16 protein-coding genes are annotated in these 21,023 nt (G+C 58.7%); all 16 read right to left on the minus strand.

What is annotated here, in order from left to right:
- Positions 1 to 7: 7 nt before the first annotated feature.
- The 16 genes from DX909_RS26710 to DX909_RS26785 all read right to left on the minus strand — a co-directional run bounded on the left by DX909_RS26710 (position 8) and on the right by DX909_RS26785 (position 21,021).
- The gene (locus DX909_RS26710) at positions 8 to 1,162 is read right to left on the minus strand and encodes an N-acetyl sugar amidotransferase (RefSeq protein ID WP_128548314.1); all 1,155 of its coding nucleotides are present in this window, start codon (positions 1,160 to 1,162) and stop codon (positions 8 to 10) included.
- Entirely contained in the window at positions 1,159 to 3,024 is a 1,866-nt protein-coding gene (asnB, locus tag DX909_RS26715; protein WP_128548315.1) for an asparagine synthase (glutamine-hydrolyzing), read from the minus strand. Before asnB ends, DX909_RS26710 begins: the two co-directional genes overlap by 4 nt.
- A gap of 24 nt (positions 3,025 to 3,048) precedes the next feature.
- On the minus strand, positions 3,049 to 3,900 hold the full coding sequence (locus tag DX909_RS26720) for a glycosyltransferase family A protein (RefSeq protein WP_128548316.1): 852 nt from the start codon (positions 3,898 to 3,900) through the stop codon (positions 3,049 to 3,051).
- A gap of 2 nt (positions 3,901 to 3,902) precedes the next feature.
- The gene (locus tag DX909_RS26725) at positions 3,903 to 4,805 is read right to left on the minus strand and encodes a polysaccharide deacetylase family protein (RefSeq protein ID WP_128548317.1); all 903 of its coding nucleotides are present in this window, start codon (positions 4,803 to 4,805) and stop codon (positions 3,903 to 3,905) included.
- Positions 4,798 to 5,682, minus strand: a complete 885-nt coding sequence (locus tag DX909_RS26730) for a glycosyltransferase family 2 protein (RefSeq protein ID WP_128548318.1) — start codon at positions 5,680 to 5,682, stop codon at positions 4,798 to 4,800. Before DX909_RS26730 ends, DX909_RS26725 begins: the two co-directional genes overlap by 8 nt.
- Positions 5,679 to 6,956 (minus strand): O-antigen ligase family protein, encoded by a 1,278-nt coding sequence (locus DX909_RS26735; RefSeq protein WP_128548319.1) that lies wholly within the window; start codon positions 6,954 to 6,956, stop codon positions 5,679 to 5,681. The genes DX909_RS26730 and DX909_RS26735 overlap by 4 nt, the downstream gene beginning before the upstream one ends.
- 39 nt (positions 6,957 to 6,995) lie before the next feature.
- The gene (locus DX909_RS26740; RefSeq protein ID WP_128548320.1) at positions 6,996 to 7,676 is read right to left on the minus strand and encodes an acyltransferase; all 681 of its coding nucleotides are present in this window, start codon (positions 7,674 to 7,676) and stop codon (positions 6,996 to 6,998) included.
- Positions 7,677 to 7,679: 3 nt separating this feature from the next.
- Entirely contained in the window at positions 7,680 to 8,864 is a 1,185-nt protein-coding gene (locus DX909_RS26745; protein ID WP_128548321.1) for a glycosyltransferase family 4 protein, read from the minus strand.
- Entirely contained in the window at positions 8,846 to 10,207 is a 1,362-nt protein-coding gene (locus DX909_RS26750) for a lipopolysaccharide biosynthesis protein (protein ID WP_128548322.1), read from the minus strand. The genes DX909_RS26745 and DX909_RS26750 overlap by 19 nt, the downstream gene beginning before the upstream one ends.
- Positions 10,208 to 10,246: 39 nt before the next feature.
- Positions 10,247 to 11,401: a Gfo/Idh/MocA family protein gene (locus DX909_RS26755; protein ID WP_128548323.1), complete on the minus strand. Its 1,155-nt coding sequence runs from the start codon at positions 11,399 to 11,401 to the stop codon at positions 10,247 to 10,249.
- A gap of 69 nt (positions 11,402 to 11,470) precedes the next feature.
- Positions 11,471 to 12,055: an acyltransferase gene (locus DX909_RS26760; RefSeq protein ID WP_128548324.1), complete on the minus strand. Its 585-nt coding sequence runs from the start codon at positions 12,053 to 12,055 to the stop codon at positions 11,471 to 11,473.
- Positions 12,056 to 13,210 carry a DegT/DnrJ/EryC1/StrS family aminotransferase gene (locus DX909_RS26765; protein WP_229311211.1) on the minus strand — a complete coding sequence of 385 codons (1,155 nt, stop codon included), beginning with the start codon at positions 13,208 to 13,210 and terminating at the stop codon, positions 12,056 to 12,058. It abuts the gene before it with no gap.
- 11 nt (positions 13,211 to 13,221) lie between these two features.
- Positions 13,222 to 14,625: a nucleotide sugar dehydrogenase gene (locus DX909_RS26770; protein ID WP_128548325.1), complete on the minus strand. Its 1,404-nt coding sequence runs from the start codon at positions 14,623 to 14,625 to the stop codon at positions 13,222 to 13,224.
- A 63-nt stretch (positions 14,626 to 14,688) separates the two neighbouring features.
- Positions 14,689 to 17,019 (minus strand): GumC family protein, encoded by a 2,331-nt coding sequence (locus tag DX909_RS26775; protein WP_128548326.1) that lies wholly within the window; start codon positions 17,017 to 17,019, stop codon positions 14,689 to 14,691.
- Between the two features lie 672 nt (positions 17,020 to 17,691).
- Entirely contained in the window at positions 17,692 to 20,538 is a 2,847-nt protein-coding gene (locus tag DX909_RS26780; RefSeq protein ID WP_128548327.1) for a TonB-dependent receptor, read from the minus strand.
- Positions 20,539 to 20,658: 120 nt separating this feature from the next.
- Positions 20,659 to 21,021 carry a hypothetical protein gene (locus tag DX909_RS26785; RefSeq protein WP_128548328.1) on the minus strand — a complete coding sequence of 121 codons (363 nt, stop codon included), beginning with the start codon at positions 21,019 to 21,021 and terminating at the stop codon, positions 20,659 to 20,661.
- Between the last annotated feature and the right edge of the window lie 2 nt (positions 21,022 to 21,023).

The following is a 21,023-nucleotide window of genomic DNA, read 5'->3' on the forward strand; positions in this document are numbered from 1 at the left end:
GGGGGGATTATGCGGCTCTTTCTTCCATTTCGTAAAAAATCTTCGGCTTGGTCGGCAGCACCCGCTTCAGCACCGGCACCACGAGGTGCAGCAGGCGTTTCATCATCGGGTAATACGAGGGGTAGTCCAGAAAGGACTTGTTGGGCGCTTTCCATACCGCCAGGAACTCTTCCGGGCTGATATCCAGCTTCTTCATCACGTACTCCCGGTCGGCTTCCATCTGCTCCAGGTCATAAGGCGGCTGCTTGATCTGTTCCAGCGCCTGCTCGCGGGTGATCTCTCCGCTGACGGCCTGGGCCGAAAGCGTGATCCGGCGCTTGTCGATGTTGAACTTGCGCGGCAGCCAGTAGGCCACGGTGAACTTCGTAAACAGGTTCTCGTGGTGATGACCGCCGTAGTATTCCCAGCCGTAGACGTCCTTCAGCAGTTGCTGGGCTTCTTTTTTCTGGTAGGGCAGGTAGTTGAAGGGCGAAATCAGCTTGATGCCCCGGGCGTACCCGAGGTACAGGATCTGCCAGAGCGAAAGCCGGGGGTAGGTTTTGAGCCGCCCGCTGCCGAACTGGCGGTAGATGTGTTTCAGCTGACGCAGGTCGGTATAGGTCCATTCGGTGGGCTGCTTGCCCTCCGAGCGGAAATCGCTCCCGATCAGCACGTATTTGATGTTTTCCTTGGCGGCAATCTTGTACAGCACCGACTGGATGGCGAGGTCCGTCGGGCCGTCGACCCAGGGCATACCGGCCAGCAGATACGACCGCAGGATGTCCTTGATCTCCTCGTAGTCGATCACGTAGGTTTCCAGGTCGATGTTGAGGGCCGACACCACCTTCTTGATGTTTTTGACCGAGATGTCGGAGTTCCAGCCGTTGTCGAGGTTGACGGCCAGCGGGTTGAGACCGTATTGTCTGGCGATGTGCAGCAGGTAGGAACTGTCCGTGCCGCCACTGACGCCGATCAGGCAGTCGTAGCGGGAGTTTTTGGGAGCCGCCTTTTTGATGCGCTCTACGATGCCCGACCACTCCTCCCGACCCTTTTCCCCTCTCGGGAAGGCTTCCGACAGCTTTTTCTGGATACGGGCATAGTTGGACACGCCCTGCTCGTCGAACCGGATGCCCGGCACCGACGTATCCCATATTCCTTCCTGACAGATCTGATATAAAGTCATACGCGTTGTAATTCCGTTTGGGGGTGAGTTTTCGCTGAGAATTTGCCCAGAAAATGAGCCGTTTCGATCCACTGCCAGATGTCGCGGGCCACGTTGATCTTTCCTTCGGTATGCAGCTTCAGCCGCTTCCGGCACTCGTCGATGTTGAAATAGCCCGACTGTACCAGCAGCGGGTCGTGCAGGGCCGCTTCGGCTTTCCGGCGGAACAGGTCGTGGCGCATCCAGGCGTCGGCCGGGTTTTCGAAGCCTACTTTATCCTGGCGCGTGCGGATTTTTTCCGGCAGGCGGTTGCGCATGGCTTCCCGCAGAATCCACTTGGTCGTGCCGTCCTTGATAAGCATATGGGAGGGCGACGCCAGCGTTTTCTCCACCAGCCGGTAATCCAGGAACGGCTCACGCAGCTCGATGGAGAAATACATGCTGTTCAGGTCGTTCCACTTCAGATTGTGTTCCAGCTTGCTCTCAAAATGCTGAAGCAGCGACTCCTTCAGCGACCGAGGGCTGAACAGCTTCTCGTGGATGGTGGAATGACGGCTCTGCTCGCGGAAAAAGCCGGGGTCGATGAACTGCGCCCGGCGGTGGCCGGCGGCCGCCTTCAGGCGGTTCGGAGCCATATAAAAGCCCAGGTACCCGAGGGCGCCCAGCGAATGATGGTTGCGGTAATAGCCCTTCCACTCCTTCAGGAACCGGCCGTACTGAAAGTCGGACAGGAGTTCGCGGAAGAAGCTGCCGAAGAAGTAGAGATACCCGGCCAGCTGTTCGTCGGCGCCCTGCCCGTCCATCAGCACCTTCAGGTAGCGGGAAGCGTCTTTCATCACCTTGAACTGGGAGTAGATGCTCAGCCCGCCGAAGGGCTCGAAGTGGCAGCGCATCAGTTCCTCGAAATCTTCGTGGAGGCTCTGCTCGGTGGGCCGGACATACACCAGATTGTCCAGCTGGTCTTTGTATTCGTCGATAAACCGGGTTTCGTCGCCGTGCTGCCCGTCGCCGTACACCGCCGAGAAGGCGTAGAAATCGGTTTTGCGGTGCCCTTTGATGAGCGTCGAGGCTACCGACGACGAATCGAGCCCTCCGCTCAGGCAGATGCCCACCGGAACGTCGCTGCGCAGCCGCAGCCCTACCGCCGACTCGAATACCTCGTAATATTCCTGCGGGCTGCGCCAGCCCTGGGTCAGCTGCTCGTCCAGTTTATACCAGCGGCTGATCCGGACCCGGTTCTGGCGGATGCTCAGGGAATGGCCGTGTTCGAGTTTTTTGATCTGCTGCACGAAAGTATGGCCGTCGAGGTCCGTCCGGCCGTACATCAGATAATTGTACAGGGAGGTATCGTCGGGGTTCAGCATCCCGCCCCGGCTGCGGACGTAGTCGAACACCGGCGGTATTTCGCTGGCGAACACGAAGCAGTCGTTCGAGAGGTAGTAATAGAAGGGCTTGACGCCGAAGCGGTCGCGGGCGGCAAACAGCGTCTGTTCGTGCCGGTCGTAGATCGCAAAGGCGAACATGCCGTTGAACCGGTGCAGGCAGTCGGGGCCCCAGTGCCGGTAGGCGTTCAGCAGCACCTCCGTGTCGGAGTGCGAGCGAAACCGGAAGTGCGGGGCGAGCTGCTGCTTCAGTTCGAGGTAGTTATAGATTTCGCCGTTGAAGATGAGCACATACCGCTCGTCGTCGGACACCATCGGCTGGTGGCCGGCCGGAGAGAGGTCGAGGATGCTTAGCCGCACGAACCCCAGCCCCACGTGGCCGTCGAGAAACGTGCCGCGGTCGTCGGGGCCGCGGTGTTTCTGCCGTTCGAGCATGGCGCCGAGGGCCGCCGGGTCGGCGGGTTCTCCGGTGAAGTGGACGATGCCTGCAATTCCGCACATAATAGCGTCGGGGTTAAGTTCTGTTTACGGTTTTCCGATCAGTCGCCGGCGCAGATACGCCCGTTGTTCCTTCCGGATCTGTGCCGTGATGTAACTCGGGAACGGGCGTTCGCGCCGGATGAAACGGGTTTTGATGTATCCCCACGACTGGACGAACGGTGCCAGGAACAGGGGGGATTCCAGGAGTTTGGAAAACGCCTTGATGAAAAAATACGAGCCGACATACGGAATACGCCCGTTGGCCAGACCCGTCCGGTAATGATTATACAGCTTCGAGCCGGCTTTGGAGCCTTCCGGTTTGAGGTGTTCGAATTCGTAGGGCAAAATGCGCGTTTCCCAGCCTTTGGCCCGGGCGGCCGCGTTGTCGATGGTGTCCCAGCTCGTGTAGGGATACAGCCCCCCGATGTCCGTCAGGCAGGTCTTCCGGTAGCATTTCGTCGCCCCGCGGGTATTGCCGGTGCTGATGTCGAATTTTTCCCGAATGCCGTTGATCGTCAGAAGGCCGGACGCGATGCCGAGCTGCGGATTCCTTTCAAAATCGCCGAGGATGCGGGCAAAGAAATCGGGGCTGAACTGCACGTCGCCGTCCAGCTTCACGATGATCTCGGCTTCCTTTTCGAGTTTCTTCAGGCCATAGTTGACCAGTTGCACGACCCGCGAACTGTAGTCGTTGCGGGGCATGTCGGGGGCCGCTTCGAGCCGGATCCAGGGGTGGTCGGGCAGATACCGGCGGACGATGTCGGCCGTCCCGTCGGTCGACTGGTCGTCGACGATGATCCACTGCACCGGCCGCAGGGTCTGGGATACAACCGACCGGAGCGTGGTTTCGACGCGTTCGGCTTCGTTCCGGACCGGGGTGATGATGACGTAGTCCATGGTTAAAACAGAGCGCGTTTTAGAGGCATCAGATAGAAATAAAACAGCGACTTCCAGAACGGTTTTTCCATATCTTCCCGCTCTTCGAGTTCGCCGGAGCGCAGCCGGGGCGTGATGCCGAGCGTAGCCTTCAGCGTCCGGCTTTCCTCCCTGACCCGGCGGTCCCAGTCGGGCCGGGGCCGACGTCCGAACGGATACGACAGAAACCGCACCGGCCGGTCGAACAGAGCGCTCAGGGCCGCCACCGCATCGACCGTCTCCTCGCGGAGTTGCTCCCACGAAAGCAGCGAACAGTCGGGATGGCTGCGCGTATGGGCGCCGATGGCGTGGCCCTTCCGGACCATCTCCGCGATCTGGGCGCGGGTCAGATACGGCTTCCGGGCCTCCAGAAACTCGGCGACGGTTCCGAGTCCGCCCTCCTGCCAGAGCTGGTCGGCCAGTTCGTCTTTCAGGGCCATCGGCCAGTACTGCGACCAGTCGAGCAGCGTTACGGCATGGGCGGGATGGGGCAGGCGGTATTTTTCGGAAAGTGACCGGATCAGCCGGGCCTGCTGCCGGGCGTCGAGCCGGTTTCCGGCCAGCAGGACCTTATTCCGCCACATCAGGTTGCGGTTATCGATAAAATCATTGTTCAGAAACAGGGTGAAGCGGGCCTGGTGGTTTTCCAGAATCTCGGCAAACCGCAGGTTGTCGGCCAGGCCGTCGTCGGTGGTCACGCAGAGCGTCCCCTTCAGTCCGTCCTTTTCCGTCGACCGGGCCAGAGCCTCGTCGAGAGAGATCAGCTCATACCGACGGCTCAGCAGACGAATCTGCCGCTCGAAATCCTTTAGCGTGAACGCCGGATTCGAGAACGACAGCTCGGGGCAGCTGCTGTATATGCCGTGGTAGTAGATGAGCTTACCCATTCCGTTTGAGCCTGTATTTGAAATAGGTATAAAACGAGCCGGCCACCAGCGCCGAGTAAGTGATCGGCAGCATCCACTTTCTTCCGTACCGCCGGACGATGTAGAACGTATTCTTCAGGTAGGCCGGCGAATAGCGGTTGAACATCATGCTGACGTAGGTGAAGAAGGCGGGCAGTTTGTAGACGCTGCCCTCGCCGGTCAGTTCTTCGTTGCTGTAGACGACGGCCAGCCAGCAGACACACACCTGAAAGCCGAATTTGAGCGCCCGCAGACAGTATTCATCATCGGACGAATACTGCACGAGGTTTTCGTCGAACAGCCCGATGGTGTCGAGTACTTTCGTATGGATCAGCATCCCGCGACCGGGCAGCACCTGAGTCGGCAGCATCCGGGCCTGGTCGTCCGGGCGGTAGGGCAGGCCGGGTTTCTGATAAAGCCGGTAGCTGTAAGTCAGCCAGTTGATGTCGCGAACGCCGGAAAACAGGACCGGGTGCGGGGGCTTCACGGATGCGGTCACCGACCCGACCACCGCCGGCTCCTGAAGCCGCAGGGCGTGGTCGACCAGCGTGGCGAGGTAATCCGGCCCCACTTCTCCGTCGTCGTTCAGGCAGAGGATGAAGTCCGTGCCCAGCGTCAGGGCTTTCCGGAAGCCTTCGTTCATGCTGCGGGTATACCACCAGTCGCCCGTTCCGAGAACGATATGCACCTGGGGGTAGTCGCTGCCCAGCATTTCCAGGGTTCCGTCACTCGAACCGTCGACCACGACGATGATTTCATGGCGGATGTCGGGCAATTGCTGGTCGTGCAGCAGGTCCAGCATCGTTTGCAGATGCCTTTTCCGGTTAAAAGTGGGAATTACGGTCGTTACGGTGATCATAGGGGTGCGACGGTTAAAGGGTTTTCCCGCCGTCCGGCCGGCAGATTCCAGCGTTCGATCTGGCGCAGCCGTTCCGCCAGAAACAGCAGGGCCAGCAGAACGGGCCGGTCCAGAACAACCTGTGAAAACGCGGAAGACATGACGGACAGAAAGCCGAACAGGGCAAACAGCTGGGGGCAGCCGGCCCGTCGGCAGTAGCGTCGGAAAAACAGGAAGACCAGCCACAGGTAGGCGACGGTCGCCGGAATCCCGTAAGTGACCAGCAGGTTGGTGATGCCGTTGTTCCGGTGGACGGCCAGGTCGTGGCTGCGGGCCAGCTGGCCGAACCGGTTCTCGATCAGCCGCCCGAAGCCGATGACCGGACTCCGGGCCAGATCGACGAAATCCAGATAGGCACTGCCGAAGCGCGAGGAATTGTCTTCCCGCGTCAGGCTGATATTTTCCTCCACCTTTCCGCCCAGAAAAGCCATCTGGCTGTAGGCGATAACCCCGACGGGAATCATCACCACCATCCAGCTGATCTTGACGATCGGCCGGATGGCCGGGCTGGCCAGCAGGTAGCCGATCAGGATGATGAAGAGGGTCAGGTAGCCCGCTGTGGAAAGCGTCGTGAACAGCGCAATGGCCATCCAGACGTTTTCCCGGTTGATCAGCGCCTTTTTCCGGATGATGTTGAATACCAGGGCCAGATTCAGAAAAATCCCGAACGCCCCCGGCTCCCAGAACGGGCCGGAATTGCGCTTGACCAGCACCGAACCCACCAGATCCTGGGCGAACGGGTTGAAGGTATAGATTATGATGTTCGGGTTATGGGAATAAAGTGAATCCGTGGATGCGATGAGGGGCCGGAAAAGGACCTGGGCGACGTTCTGGATCAGAAACTGCTCGGCGGCCGGGAAGAAGGTCAGCGCCCAGACCGGCAGGCTCAGCAGCGCCGAGACGTACAGAATGTCGATGTAACACCGGATGAACCGCAGGCCGCAGGTATGAACGACGAGGTAGACCATCGTCAGCCGGACCAGAATGGTTGCCAGCGACGTCGGCACGAAGTTATTGAAATGCAGCGCGTGGAGCATCTCCAGCAGGAAAACGACGGCGATGATCAGCAACGGTCTGACCGTCAGGTTCGGCTTCCGGAACCAGACCACGCCCAGCACGATCGCGAACAGAATAAAGCTGTACTGCTGCGGACGATAATAGTATTCCATCCCCGACACGGCCAGGAGGCCGTAAACGAGCAGATAATCGGTCCAGGAGGCTTTTCGTGTCGTCATCGTACAGTGTACTTCTTTCTTTTCTGCGGCAGGGAACTTTCAGGAGGCCGCCACCGAATTTTCGCGGGCGGCTTTGCCGGTATAATGCTGCAGAAATTCTTCATCGATTTTCCGGATAAACCGGGCCGGGTTGCCCGCCCATATTTCGTCCGGCGGTATGGATTTGGTCACGACCGAACCCGACCCGACCACCGACCGCGCCCCGATCCGCACCCCCTTCATAACCGTGCAGTGGCTGCCCACGAAACAGTTGTCTTCCAGCACCACGGGCTTCGAAACCACGCTGTCTTCATTTTCGGGAATGGCGATCCGGTCCGTATGCCGAAGCGAGTGAAAATCACTGTCGCAGATGCAGGTATTCCCGCCGATGCGGACATTGTTGCCGATGGTGATGCTCTGCGTACAGATCACGGCAAACGAGCTGACGGCCACATTGTCGCCGATGGTGAGCGTTCCGCCGGCTTCTACCGAGAAAAGACAGTCCTGCTCCCGGCCCGCCATGTTGTGATAGCGGCCGTTGTTCAACCGGAAGATGCGACCCACCTTCATTTTTCCGCCTTTCGCGATGTAAACGTCGGGAATGCCGCGGCTGTACAGGCCCTCACCGAATTCTACGCCGTTCATTTTGAACAGCCAGCGGGTGTAGGCGGGGTCGATCATCTGTCTGATTTTCCGATAGGCCCAGTGGAGGCTTTTGTAGAAGAAAAAGTCCGGTCTCATCGTCTACGATATGCTTTGATATGCCTGAAAGGTCTGATTCAAAATGGTTTGCTTGTCATGCCGTTGCCGCGCCATCCGGGACGACTCGGCCGAGATGCGGTGCCAGAGGCTGTGATCTTCCTGCAACATCCGGAGTCTCTGGGCCAGTGGGTGCCCCTCGAGGGGCGAAAGCAGGCCGGTTTTGCCGTCTTCGATCAGCGTCGGGACGCCCCCGACGGCCGAAGCCACCACCGGCAGACCTGCCACCTGGGCCTCACAAATCGAGTTGGGGCTGTTGTCGATGTAGGACGGATGCAGCAGGCAGAACGACTCCCGCATGGATTGCGCAATACCCTCGGCAGTCTGGAAGCCTTTGATTTCCAGCACCTCGTCGGTAATCTTCGAGAGCCGGTAGTCCCGAACGATCCGGCGAACACAGTCGGGATCGACAAAGCCGAGCACCGACATAACCGTGGGGCGGTGGTTCTGCAGTTCGTTCAGGGCGATGAGGGCTTCGCGCAGCCCTTTCAGCGGCTGACTGCCGCCCACGAAGAGGATTTTGCGGCCCGGTTTCTCCAGCGTAAGGTTGAAGAACTGGGTGCGGATCATTTCCCAGATGTTGAAGATCCGGGCATCCGGGACCTGCTCGTTGATATAGCCGTTATCGAAAATGGTCCGGCAGATGTAGTTCCGGAACCGTTTGACTTCAGCGGCTTCGTAATAAGCCGCGATTTTCCAGTCGACGAAATGCTTGGCCGCCACGATTTTGGACGAAAACCCGTATTTCACCCCCTTCGGCAACGCGTCCAGATACAGGTTGATCACGCCCTGAATGGAGGTGATCACCGGCACGTCGATCCCGGTTAGGGACGAGTGGTACTGGTGCTCGGTGCCGTGGACATGGATAAGGTCGTACTTCCGGGCGTGTTTCGCCAGGTAGGCGCTTAGCCGCCGGATGCGGATCGAGTACAGGGAAAGCGTTTCGACGCTGCCCCGGGGTGATTTCAGGTAGATGAACCGGATGCCGTTCCGCTCGAACTCCTCCATGTCGCTTTGCAGACCGCTATGGCAGCTCACCACGGTCAGACGAACGGCGCCGGATTCGGCCAGCGCATCGGAAAGCGTCTGAAGCCACGGGCCGGGGTGTCCGTCGCCCTTCGGATACGGAAACGGGGCCACCCAGAGAAGATTTAGCGGTCGGTTGTACATAGCGGTGAGGTCATTTGATTCAGTAGTTTCTTCACTTCGACAGGAGCGATCAGGGTGCCGTAGAGCGAGCAGATGGTGATGGCGGCCAGCACGCCGACCAGCCCGAGGCCGGCCACGCGAACCAGCAGCCACGTCAGCGGAAAAATCAGGGCGATGCCGGCAAAGGAGGTCAGCATCTGGTATCGCACCCGGCCGATGCCGTTCAGGATGCTGACGTAGATGCTGCCGTAGGCCGTGACGCTGTAGTAGATCATCATGGCGACCGCCAGTTCCGTCGATACCGAAACCGCATTCCCTACCCAGAGCGGTATCAGTCGGTCGGCGGCCACCACCAGCAGGCCCTGGCCCAGGGTGATCAGGAGCCAGATCTGCCGCGTCCGATGCAGCGTGCTGCGAATCCAGTCGGCGTCTCCGGTATGATAGGCATGACCGAAGGCCGACCACAGGGGCGTCAGGATGATACTGAACACCATCGACAGCAGACCGAAGTATTTATAGGCGACGTCGTATTCGGTCACCAGCGCCGGTTCCAGCAAGCGGGTGATCAGCACGTTGGCCGTCGTAAAAATGGCGACGTAGGCCAGCTGGATCACGAAGAACGAAAGCCCCAGACTCCCGAATTGACGCAGGTCGGCCGGACGGCTCCAGCGCCACCGCGGAAGAAGATAGTGCAGTTCGTTCCGAAAAAAATAGACGTGAAACCCCGCCAGCACCAGCACCTGCGGAATCAGCAGCACCAGACCGACCCGCAGAATCGAGCCGTCCACCTGCTCCCGGAAAACCAGCAGCAGCCCCAGCGTCAGTACGTTGGAAAGCAGCGGAAACAGCGACTGAAAGGCGGCTTTATGCACGGCCAGCAGCACGAAGTTGATGTTCCGCAGCACCAGTTGCAGTCCGAACGACGTAAACAGAATGTAGGCCAGCGTACTGACCTGATCCCGCTGCGAAGCCGGCACCTTCAGCAGTGAGCCCCAGTCCAGGAAGGGATGTACCCCGGTGTAAATCAGCCCGAAACCGAGGCTGATGAGCACCGTAACCGAATACAGGACGCTGACCGATTCCCGGGCTTCTTCGCGACGGCCGCCGGCCAGCATTTCGGTGACCTTGTTGCGCAGGCCGTTGCCCAGCCCGAAGTCGATGTAGGTAAACCAGGCGACGATGGAGCTGAGCGTCAGCCATACGCCGTACAGGTCCTTCGTCAGCATACTCAGCGTCAGGGGAACCAGCGCGAGGTTGAGCACCACGCTGGCGGCCTTGATGAGCAGCGAGTAAATGACGTTCTTCCTGACCGAAATCGTAAGGGCATCCCCACTCCGGTAGTACGTCCGCAGTTTAGCCAGCATTCGTCTTTGCGTTGTAAAGGTGTTGAATAGCGTTCGCGATTAGGGATACACTCGGCGCACTCCGTTGACGGGTCCGGTCAGCAGCGCTTCCGAATCCCGGTTTACCTTGAAAGGCATGATCGTCCGCGACTGTTCGGGAGCGGAAGCCGCCGGCCGCTGCTCTGCCTGTTCCACCTGGGCGGCCCGGTAGATCCGCTCGATGATGTCGACGACCTTCAGCCCTTCCATGGCGTTGGTGGTGATGGTGGCGCGGCCGCGAAGGACGTTCACGACGTTGTCTACCACGTAGTTATGATTCTGGGCCGAGCCTTTGTAGGCGCCGTAGTCGTTGCCGGGGTTGGTCGGAGCCAGTTCAGGCATGGTGTAGTTGCGGATGTGGCAGTACTCGACTTTTTCCATATACTGTCCGCCCACTTTCACGCTGCCGTTTTCGGCGATGACGGTGATGCTGCTTTCGAGGTTGCTGCCCCAGACCGAAGTGGAGAAGTTCATGCAGCCCATGCCGCCGTTCAGGAACTGGAACGACACGAAACCGCTGTCCTCGAAGTCGGTCAGGTGCTGGTGGTTGAAGTCCATGAGCCGGGCTTCGATCTTGGTCACGTCGCCGAACAGCCAGTACATGATGTCGATAAAGTGCGAAAACTGGGTGTAAAGCGTGCCGCCGTCCAGTTCGCGGTGGCCGTGCCAGCTGCCGGTGGTATAATAGCGCTCGTCGCGGTTCCAGTAGCAGTTGAGCTGCACGAGAAAGATCTTGCCCAGGACGCCCGAGTCGACCAGTTCCTTAAGCCAGGCCGAGGGGGGCGAATACCGGTTCTGCATGACGGCGAACACGTCCCGACGGCGCGAAAGGGCTTTGTGCAGGACCATTTCGGCGTCCTGCCGGCGCAGGGCCACCGGTTTTTCGATCACCACGTGCTTGTTGGCTTCGAGGCAGCGCAGCGCCTGGGAAGCGTGAAGCCCGTTGGGGGTGGCGATGGTGACTACGTCGACGTCCGGCTCAGCCTGGAGCATGTCGTCGAGCGAGCGGAAGAACGGCACGTTGTAACCGTCCAGATTCAGTTCACGGTGGTGTTTGACGTCCACCAGGGCGGCCAGTTCCGCTTCCGGGTGGTTATTGATCATCTGGGCGTGGCGTTTACCGATATGACCGCAGCCCACCACGGCGAAACGAATCGGTTTTTCTGAATTACTCATTGTATTTAAGACAGTTTAGAGGGTAGGGAAATGTTCCTTTCTTTTGTTAAAACCGGGCGGCACCGACACTCAGTGGACCCGGATGACACGGTCGTTTTCCAGCCGGTATTCCTGGCCGCTCTCGGGACAGATGGCCCGGTGGTCGGCATCGAAATGAAGCCGGTGGCCGTATTCGCTCACCCAGCCGGCGAACCGGGCCGGGTTGCCGATCACCAGGGCGTAGGCCGGCACCGATTTCGTGACGACCGCCCCCGCGCCGATCATGGCATACGGCCCGATCTCATTGCCGCAGACGATGGTAGCGTTGGCACCGATGGAAGCCCCGCGGCCGACGTAGGTCGCCCGGAACTGATCCTTACGAACGACGGCGCTTCGCGGATTGATGACGTTGGTAAATACCATCGACGGTCCCAGAAAAACATCGTCGTCGCAGACGACGCCAGTATAGATCGAGACGTTGTTCTGCACCTTGACGTTCCGACCAAGCACCACCCCCGGCGACACCACGACGTTCTGGCCGATGGAGCAGTTCTCCCCGATCACGCAGTCGGACATGATGTGTGAAAAATGCCAGATCCTGGTGCCGTTGCCGATGGAACAGCCGTCGTCCACGACGGCGGTGGGGTGAACCGATATGATTTCGAGCGTCGTCATCTATTCCTGAGTTGGGTGGTCTTTCATAAAATCGGCGACCACCGCAGCGATCGTTTCCTGTTGCCCGGCGTTCATCTCCGTGTGCATGGGCAGCGACAGCACCCGGCGGCTGAGCGACTCCGAAACCGGGAAGCTTCCTTCCGGAAACCGGCTGCTCCGGTAGGCCGGCTGAAGGTGCAGCGGCAGCGGGTAATAGATCATGGAAGGAATGCCGTGCAGCTGAAGGTGCAGCCGGAGCGCATCCCGCCGGTCTTCCGGTACCAGCAGGGTATACTGGTGAAAAACGTGGGTCGACTTCGGCGAGCGGACGGGCGTCGTGATGCCCGGCACCCCGGCCAGCAGCGCGTCGTAACGGTCGGCCGCCAGCCGGCGCCGGTGGTTGAAATCGTTCAGCTGCTTCAGTTTGACCGACAGAATGGCCGCCTGGAGCGTGTCGAGCCGTGAATTGATGCCGATGATCTCGTGTACGTACTTCTTCCGCTGGCCGTGGTTGGCAATCATCCGCAGCCGCTCGCCCAGTTCGGGATCGCTGGTGATGAGCGCCCCGCCGTCGCCGTAGCAGCCTAAATTTTTGGAAGGAAAAAAGGACGTACAGCCGACCTGCCCCATCGTTCCGGCCGAATGCAGGGTGCCGTCGGCAAAGCGGTATTCGCTGCCGAGGGCCTGGGCGACGTCTTCGATGACGGCAAGCCCCCGCTCGGCCGCCAGCTTCAGCAGCGGTTCCATATCGGCGCACTGACCAAACAGATGCACCGGCACGATGGCCCGGGTACGGGGGGTCAAAGCCTTCTCGACGGCACTAACGGTAAGTGTAAACGTCAAAGGATCTACCTCCGCCCAGACCGGGGTGATCCCGAGCAGGGCCAGCACCTCGGCGGTCGCCACGTAGGTGAAGGCCGGCACGATCACCTCGTCGCCGGGTTTCAGTCCCAGCCCCATCATGGCAATCTGGAGGGCATCGGTTCCGTTGGCGCAGGAAATGACCCGCCCGGCCGACAGATACTCCGCCAGATCGCGCTGAAAATCCCGCACATAGGTGCCGTTGATGAAATCGGCGTTATCGAGCGACTGCTGAATGGCCTCGTCGATCTCGGTTTTGAGCCGAAGGTACTGGCCCTTCAGATCGACCATTTGAATCGTATCAATCGTAGTCATGGAATGGAGTTCTACAGGCGGGCATCGACGATGGAGCGATCCAGGAAGGCTTTGCTGTCGAAGACGACGGCGACGTCATTTTTCAGACGGGAATAATCCAGGGCCAGAAACTGGTGGTGAGACACGGCCAGGATAATGACCTCATAGGGACCCCGGGGGCTGTCGATCAGCTGGATGTCGTATTCTTCGGCCACGACTTCCGGGTCGGCCCAGGGATCGTAGACGTCGACTTCGATGCCGAACTGGCGCAGTTCCCGGTAGATGTCCACGACGCGGGAGTTACGGGTGTCCGGACAGTTTTCCTTGAAGGTGATGCCCAGCATCAGCGCCCGGGCGCCTTTGATCCGGAGATCTTTCCCGACCATCAGCTTCACCACCTTGTTGGCGATGAACATGCCCATGTCTTCGTTGATCCGCCGGCCCGACAGGATCACCTGCGGATAATAGCCCAGACTTTCCGACTTGTGGGTAAGATAGTACGGGTCGACGCCGATGCAGTGGCCGCCGACCAGTCCGGGTTTGAAATTGAGGAAGTTCCATTTGGTACCGGCGGCTTCCAGCACGTCGGTGGTGTCGATGCCCATGCGGTCGAACATGATGGCGAGCTCGTTGACGAACGAGATGTTGACGTCGCGCTGGGCGTTTTCGATGGCCTTGCAGGCTTCGGCCACCTTCAGCGTCGGAGCGAGATGAATCCCGGCCGTTACGATGCTGCCGTACAGGTTCTTAAGCATCTGCCCGATTTCCGGGGTGCTGCCGCTGACCACCTTTTTGATTTTGGTGAGGGTGTTGACCTTATCGCCGGGATTGATCCGCTCCGGCGAATAGCCGCAGAAGAAGTCGACGTTGAAGGTCAGCCCGCTGATGGATTCCAGCACCGGCACGCATTCTTCTTCCGTACAGCCGGGGTACACCGTCGATTCGTAGACCACCACATCGCCTTTCTTCAGCACTTTCCCGACGGTTTCGCTGGCTTTGAGCAGCGGGGTCAGATTCGGGCGTTTATAGCGGTCGACGGGCGTCGGCACGGTGACGATATAGATGTTGCAGGCCTGCAGCGCAGTCACGTCGTCGGTCAGCACCAGACGGTCGGACGCCAGCAGTTCGTCCTGATCGGTTTCGCCGGTGGCGTCATTTCCGGCGCGCAGGTCCTGAATGCGTTTTGAATTGATGTCGAAGCCGACCACCTGAAACCGCTTGCCGAATTCCACCGCCAGCGGCAGACCGACGTAGCCCAGGCCCAGCACACCGATGACCGGCTGGGAACGTTCGACGGGAAGAGAGAGCGGTACGCCGGCCTGCACCACTTTTCGTCCGGTGTAGGGGGCTGTGATCAGATCGGATCCGGCGGGTTCTCCGGCGGGCTGGACCCCAGGGAGGGGTTCGATTACGGGGGAAGTAAAGGTGGTTTCCATGCGGAAAAATTTGAGTTGAGACAGAGGTTCTCCTTGGTTCCTGATCGATAGGCTTCCTGCCGGTTATTGCAGAAGGTATTTTCGCAAAAGATTGGGTTTACCGCTTCCGTTCCTTCGGTAGTAGTAATACCGATAATCGTAGGTGTATTTATTCTTTACTGAATTGAGAATCAGGTGCATGTTGGGCAACCGCTTTTCCTGATAAAGCCCGTCGATCAGGGTGAGGTAGCTGCGGTGCGTGACGTTGTGCCGGATGGAATACAGCGTGACGTCCGCATACCGCCCCAGCAACTGGGCGTCGGTAACCAGCCCGATGGGCGGAGAGTCGATGATGATGTTGTCGAACCGCGACCGCAGTTCTTCCATCAGAAGCCCCAGCCGCGGGCCGCTCAGCAATTCGGAGGGATTGAGCGGAATCGGGCCGCAGGAAATCAGGAACAGGTTGCTGAAACCGGGTACCTGCTGCAGCACGTCGTCCAGGGTGGCCTCGCCGGTCAGGTAGCTGCTGTTGCCCCGGAAATTGAGCATATTCAGGGCCTTGTGCAGTTTGGGTTTCCGGAGGTCCATGTCGAGCAGCACCGTCGGGCGGCCCACCAGCGCCAGGCTGACGGCCACGTTGAGCGACAGGAACGATTTGCCCTCCCCGCTCAGGCTCGACGTAAACAGCAGCACCTGACTGTCGTCGGGGTGCCGGCGCATGAACTGGAGGTTGGTTCGCAGGGCGCGGATCTGTTCGGCGGCCACCGACCGCTTGCGGCCGTTGACGATGACCGGAAATTCGTGCCGGACGTAGGCGATTTCACCAATCAGCGGCACGGCCGTTTTCTCCACGACTTCCGCCCGGCCGGAGACCCGCTCGTTGAACAGCTTGCGGGCGGTGATGACGGTAACCGGAATCAGGAGACCGATGGTCGAGAACAGCAACAGAATCAGCGGTTTGATGGGTTTCACGGGGTCGCTGCTGCTGCTGGCCGGGTCGATGATTCGGCTGTTGGAAACGATGGAGGCATACGCCAGCGCCGTTTCCTCCTGTTTCTGAAGAAGGTAGGTATACAGATTGTTCTTGATGGCCTGCTGCCGGGTGATGTTCATCAGGGCCCGCTCCCGACCCGGAATGACCCGGATCCGGGCTTCATACCGGCTGTTGGTCGCCAGGAGCTGGTTGCGGGTATTGGCCAGCACGTTGCGCAGGGTGCCGATCGTCTCGTTGATACTCGCTTTGGTTCCCCCGATCTGGTCTTCGACCGTCCGCAGCAGCGGGTTGGATTCGGAGGTGGTCCGGATCAGCAGGTCCCGCTGAAGTTCGAGGTCGGTGGCCTTGCCGATAAGGGCCGTCAGGGTCGGATCGTTGAAACCGAGGGTGGGCGGCACCATGCCCCGCTCCCGGCCTTTGGCCCGCACGTACCGTTCGACGTCCGCCAGGGCGCTGAGCTGAATATTGACCTGACTCAGCTGGGCGTCGTTGGCCTGCACGTTGCGAAGCAGCGCCTGGGCGTCCGAACTGATGTCGGTGATCCGGTAGGTAGCCTTGAACCGTTCGATTGCCTTTTCCAGACCGGCCAGTTCACCGGAAACCAGCCTCAGGCGGCTCTGGATGAAGTTCAGCGTATTGGAGATGACCCGGTTTTTATCGTCGGTGGCCGCCGAGTTGTAATCGGCAATGAGCTGATTCAGAATGGCTTCGCCTTTCGCCGGAACGGGATCTTCCAGCGTCAGGAGCAGGACGGTGGAGGTTTTGCTGCTCGGTTCCACTTTCAGTCTGCCCAGAAACTGCTGAACGGCCTGCTGGCGGGGTATTACCTGCACTACAAACGGCTCGTTTGAAAACACCGCCGACTCCTTTACCAGAAACTGAAGCCGGCCGAAGGGGGTTGTGATGATCTGATTAGCGGGATAAACGAAGTCGTTCACCCGAACGGTGGTGGGGCTGATGATGGAAACCTTCAGCTCGGCGCGGTAGATGTTGGAGAGGGCTTCTTTCACCACGAGCCGGAAGGGAATGTCGTCGTACAGCTCACGATTCCCGAAAGGCGTTGTACGACAATACCGAACGGTCAGGCCGAGCGAATCGACGACCTTCCGCATCAGCGTCTGGGAGCGCAGCACCTCGATTTCGTTCTCCACCACCCGGCTCTGGCTGTAGGTGTCGAGTTCTTTCAGGATGTTCTGTTCCGAAATGCCCCGCTGTTCATCCTTGACGAGCAGACTGGCCTGAATCCGGTAGATGGGCTCGGTAAACCAGATATAGATGTATCCGGCCACAATCATCGTGATCAGGGAAAGGAGGAACCATTTCCAGTGCTTCAGATAATCCCGTAACGTTCCCTGTACATCGGAGGAATTGATTTCACCCTGAGGATATATGGGGTAACTATACGAATTGGATGACTTCATGGGCTTTGCGCCGGTCGGCGCCGAAGTAATGAACTGATATTCAACTATTCATTGTGAAAAAATGGCTGCCTGCTGCCTCGCCGGAAGCCTCTCCGAAGCCGATAAATACCGGTCGGATCTGCCGTCTTCCCGAATCGTGGCCTACTAAAATGCACAAAAAAAGCAGCAGGGACGTATAAGTATTTTTTCTTAGTGATTCAGGTTGTTGAGAAGTTATTCAGTAGGCGTTGAGGTGGTGCTTCAGATGATCTTCTGTAAGATTATTCAGAGATTAATTTGGAGTTAATGATCGCTTCAAGCATGAATTTTAACCGAGTATGATCATTTAACTATGACAAATCTACATCAATCAGAATCTGTTAAACAAATCCTAAAAGCTAAATTTATTATATGGCGGCAAAAATATTTTACAATAATTTTGCATGTGAAAACAAGATGAACGGCGCTTGTCCAGTAATGCCGTGGTAAGTACCGGCGCAGGACGGAGTCCTCTCGAAACTGACCTTTCCGAACCAATCGATGTATTTACAGCGAGTTATATGAATAAATCAAACAACCGCCGGCTAAGTTTCCGGCGGCTGCACTGGTCGGTTTCGCAAAAATATTTTCTAAGTATCGTCCGACAATTCGGAAATGGTCGCAGAAGCTGCCCGGGTTACGCGTCGGCCGGAATCAGGACTTGTAATGGCGAAGGTTGTAAGTGAACGTCAGCATGAAATACCGCTTCAGCACCAGCGACCTGTTGTCTTCCAGATAGGTTTCCGAAAAGGTCCGGCTGATGCTGTTGTTCTGGTTAAGAAGGTCAAAAACCGACAGCCGAAGTTCACCGGACTGGTTTTTAAACAGCTTTTTCGCCAAACTGGCGTTCCAGAGGGTGAAATTCTGATTAAAACCGCCCGTCAGGCCCTGATAGCCCTGATGGCTCAGATCCGACCGGACGACGAGACCCTTCCACAACGTCCAGTTCAGCTGCGCCCCGGCGATCCGGGTCGTATAGTCGTTGTTCAGCTGCGCCTGAAGCGAATTAGCGACATTGCTGTAGTTGAATGAATAGGAAACCGTGAAGTCCAGCTTTTCGCTGATGTTACTGCCCAGCACAACCCCCTGCCCGAACGTATAGGTGTTGGCAAGATTAGTCCGGTTATTAATGAGGCTCGGTGTCCGGTTATAGTTGAAGGTCGTATTCAGGTTCAGATTGCTCTTGATGAAGGGCAGCGGAGTGCCGAAAGACACGAAGGTACGCAGGTTCAGGGCATTCTCCAGATTGACGGGACGAGTCAGCTGCGCGCCTTTGGGCAGAAAGATCCCGCCCGGCAGCCGGGTGGGCTCATCGGCCAGAAACAGCGAGGAACCGATGTAATCGCCGGTATAGTTCAGGTTTACCAGCCCGACCAGACTCCGTGCCTTTTCGGGGGTCGTCAGCGTATACCGGGCCGTCAGGAAATGGGAATACGTCTGTTTCAGGTCCGGATTCCCGGCCGTCAGCAACAGCGGATTCGAGTTATCGACCACATTTTGCAGCTGATTGATGCCGGGAGCCTGGGTGGAGGTCCGGTACATGAGCCGAAGGCGGCTTTCGTCGGTCAGCCGGTAATCGAGCATCAGCGACGGCAGAAAATTGTTGAAAGTCCGGTCGACCTCGTTCACCCGCGGAAACAGCTGGTTGCTCATCAGGTCGGCCCGCTGGTAGCCCAGGGTGGCGGATAAGCGCAGTTTTTTGCCGTTCAGGGTATAGCCTGCGCCCGCCCTCTGCGTCAGATAGTCGTTGTCGAAGGTGTTACTCAGCAGCGAATCAAGCCGGTCGTAGTCGTCCGTGGCCGGGTTCAGCCGGAAGGTCCGGCGGTCGGCATCGGTGTGGTTCAGATTGACGTTGTAGCTGAATTGTAGCAGCCCCTTGCCGACCGGTTCCGTGTAGGTTACATTACCGGACAGCTGGTAGCCTCTGTTTTCGTTGCGCGTCTGCTGGTTCAGCAGCTGCGTAGTCGTATCGCCGTTGAAATACCCGTTTTGCGACAGAAGGCTATTGTTGCCCAGACGGTTGGTCAGGGTGGTTCCGAGGTTCAGGGAAAGCGTCCGGCCACGTTTGGCAAACCGGTGCCGGAACAGAATGTTGTTGTCGAAATTATAGCCCCGGTTGTTCGACGAATACGTATTGTCGGACGTATTCAGCAACGTCGAATCGAGCAGGGTCCGGCTGTCGGTGACGCTGGTCGAACGGTTTTGCTGCCAGCTTAGCCGGGGCGTAATCAGAATGGAGTTGTTGCTGTTGATGCGGTAATCGAACCGGAAGTTGAGCCGGTGGTTGAAATTCTGGTTGTTGGTGAAGGAATTCTCCCGGTACGACTGCGTCGAATCGCCCGTAGCGTAATACTGCCGCAGCAGCGACTGCTCGTTGCGGTTCTGGCTGTTGTTGAAGAAATAGCTTCCCCGCACGGTCAGTTTGCTGCCCCATGTATCGGAGTAGTTGATTCCCAGCGAATTGGTGGTGTTGATGCCGTTCTGCTGGCCCACCAGGAAATTGTCGGAAACATTGCCGCCCCCGCCCCCCCCGGGCCCTCCGGAGCCTCCCCCGCCCCGGCGGCCCCCTCCTCCGCGCCCGCCCTGACCACCGCCCCCCGGACGCTGGCCCGAGCTGCCCAGCACCCCGAGCAGGTCCTGGCTGGAGAAGTTCTGCTGGTTGATGTTGTTCGACTGCCCGATGACGGAAATCCGCCGGTCCTTGTTGAACAGATTGACGCTGCCCCCGGCGGCATAGGTCCCCTGTGTCCCGACGCCCCCGTAAACCTTCCCGAACTGGCCGTTCTGGCGGTCGGGCCGGGTTACGATGTTGATGGTTTTGACGGTATTTCCGTCGTTGACGCCCGTAAACTGCGCCTGATCGCTCAGCCGGTCGAAAACCTCGATCCTGGAAATGACCTCGGCGGGCAGGTTCTTTAGCGCAATGGCCGGGTCGTCGCCGAAAAACGGTTTGCCGTCGACCAGAATTTCCTGCACGTTCTCGCCCTGTACTTTGACGGCTCCTCCGCTGACGTCCACCCCCGGCATCTTTTTCAGAAGGTCCTCGGCCTGCGCATCCCGGTTGACTTTGAAGGCGTTCGCGTTGAACTGGAGCGTATCGCCTTTCTGTTCGGCGGTCGGCAGTTTCCCGACCACCTTCACTTCCTTCAGCTGCCGGGCGCCTTCGACCAGCCGGATGAGGCCCAGATCCAGCCCTTCGCCCAGCACCATGACGGTGCGCGTATAGTCGTTAAAACCGATATAGCTGGCCCGCAGCTGATAAGGCTGTACGGGCAGGTTCGAAAACTGGAACACCCCGGCGGTGTCGGTGACGGTTCCGAGCCGGTCGGTGCTGTCTTTCTGGTTGATGAGCATGACATTGACACCGACCAGCGGCCGGCTCCTTTCATCCGTGATCGTTCCGCGCAGCTGGTTCGTCTGGGCGAAGGCGGACGCGCCGAGGAGGGTGGCCGCCAGCGTCAGCAGACTTTCTTTTCCGAAAAGGTTGAGCAGGAGTTTCATGGAAGAAAGAAGGTGTGGAGATTGCAGGGAAACGACTGGTTACTACTAAACCCGATTCCGGGAAATTAATCCCGGAAGAACCATTCCCTGAATCCGGGCGGTTCTTCCGGGACCGTTCGATCAGCGACGGCGTTGTCCGCCCCCGCGCGGGCCGCGGCCCATCATCTCACGGTTGTTGACCAGCGCTCCTTTGGCGTCGAAAGTCAGGACCCGGCGGGTGTCGCCACTGGCCAGCACGACAAAAAACTTACCTTCGGCATCCTTCGCCATCCGGCGCACTTCGGCGCTCGCATATTCCTTTTTAAGGTACGCGGAGGCTTCGGCGGGCAGGTCTTTGGCTTCGATCGGCGTCATGTCCCGGAACCGGTTGAACGAACGACCGTTGGCCGTACTGTCCGCCCGGCGGCCGGGGTTTTGCTGGGCATATCCTGAGGTTACACCAAGAGCCGTGATCACACACGCCCAGAGAATTACTTTTTTCATGA

It is taken from the genome of Larkinella soli, assembly GCF_003703975.1.
Taxonomy (GTDB): Bacteria; Bacteroidota; Bacteroidia; order Cytophagales; family Spirosomataceae; genus Larkinella; species Larkinella soli.

What these genes read in the sequence shown, in the direction of transcription:
- DX909_RS26780 (WP_128548327.1), bottom strand. Translation starts at nt 20,538, where the DNA reads ATGAAACTCCTGCTCAACCTTTTCGGAAAAGAAAGTCTGCTGACGCTG.
- DX909_RS26760 (WP_128548324.1), bottom strand. Translation starts at nt 12,055, where the DNA reads ATGACGACGCTCGAAATCATATCGGTTCACCCCACCGCCGTCGTGGAC.
- DX909_RS26770 (WP_128548325.1), bottom strand. Translation starts at nt 14,625, where the DNA reads ATGGAAACCACCTTTACTTCCCCCGTAATCGAACCCCTCCCTGGGGTC.
- DX909_RS26725 (WP_128548317.1), bottom strand. Translation starts at nt 4,805, where the DNA reads ATGGGTAAGCTCATCTACTACCACGGCATATACAGCAGCTGCCCCGAG.
- DX909_RS26710 (WP_128548314.1), bottom strand. Translation starts at nt 1,162, where the DNA reads ATGACTTTATATCAGATCTGTCAGGAAGGAATATGGGATACGTCGGTG.
- DX909_RS26730 (WP_128548318.1), bottom strand. Translation starts at nt 5,682, where the DNA reads ATGATCACCGTAACGACCGTAATTCCCACTTTTAACCGGAAAAGGCAT.
- DX909_RS26735 (WP_128548319.1), bottom strand. Translation starts at nt 6,956, where the DNA reads ATGACGACACGAAAAGCCTCCTGGACCGATTATCTGCTCGTTTACGGC.
- asnB (WP_128548315.1), bottom strand. Translation starts at nt 3,024, where the DNA reads ATGTGCGGAATTGCAGGCATCGTCCACTTCACCGGAGAACCCGCCGAC.
- DX909_RS26765 (WP_229311211.1), bottom strand. Translation starts at nt 13,210, where the DNA reads ATGACTACGATTGATACGATTCAAATGGTCGATCTGAAGGGCCAGTAC.
- DX909_RS26740 (WP_128548320.1), bottom strand. Translation starts at nt 7,676, where the DNA reads ATGAGACCGGACTTTTTCTTCTACAAAAGCCTCCACTGGGCCTATCGG.
- DX909_RS26745 (WP_128548321.1), bottom strand. Translation starts at nt 8,864, where the DNA reads ATGTACAACCGACCGCTAAATCTTCTCTGGGTGGCCCCGTTTCCGTAT.
- DX909_RS26750 (WP_128548322.1), bottom strand. Translation starts at nt 10,207, where the DNA reads ATGCTGGCTAAACTGCGGACGTACTACCGGAGTGGGGATGCCCTTACG.
- DX909_RS26755 (WP_128548323.1), bottom strand. Translation starts at nt 11,401, where the DNA reads ATGAGTAATTCAGAAAAACCGATTCGTTTCGCCGTGGTGGGCTGCGGT.
- DX909_RS26775 (WP_128548326.1), bottom strand. Translation starts at nt 17,019, where the DNA reads ATGAAGTCATCCAATTCGTATAGTTACCCCATATATCCTCAGGGTGAA.
- DX909_RS26785 (WP_128548328.1), bottom strand. Translation starts at nt 21,021, where the DNA reads ATGAAAAAAGTAATTCTCTGGGCGTGTGTGATCACGGCTCTTGGTGTA.
- DX909_RS26720 (WP_128548316.1), bottom strand. Translation starts at nt 3,900, where the DNA reads ATGGACTACGTCATCATCACCCCGGTCCGGAACGAAGCCGAACGCGTC.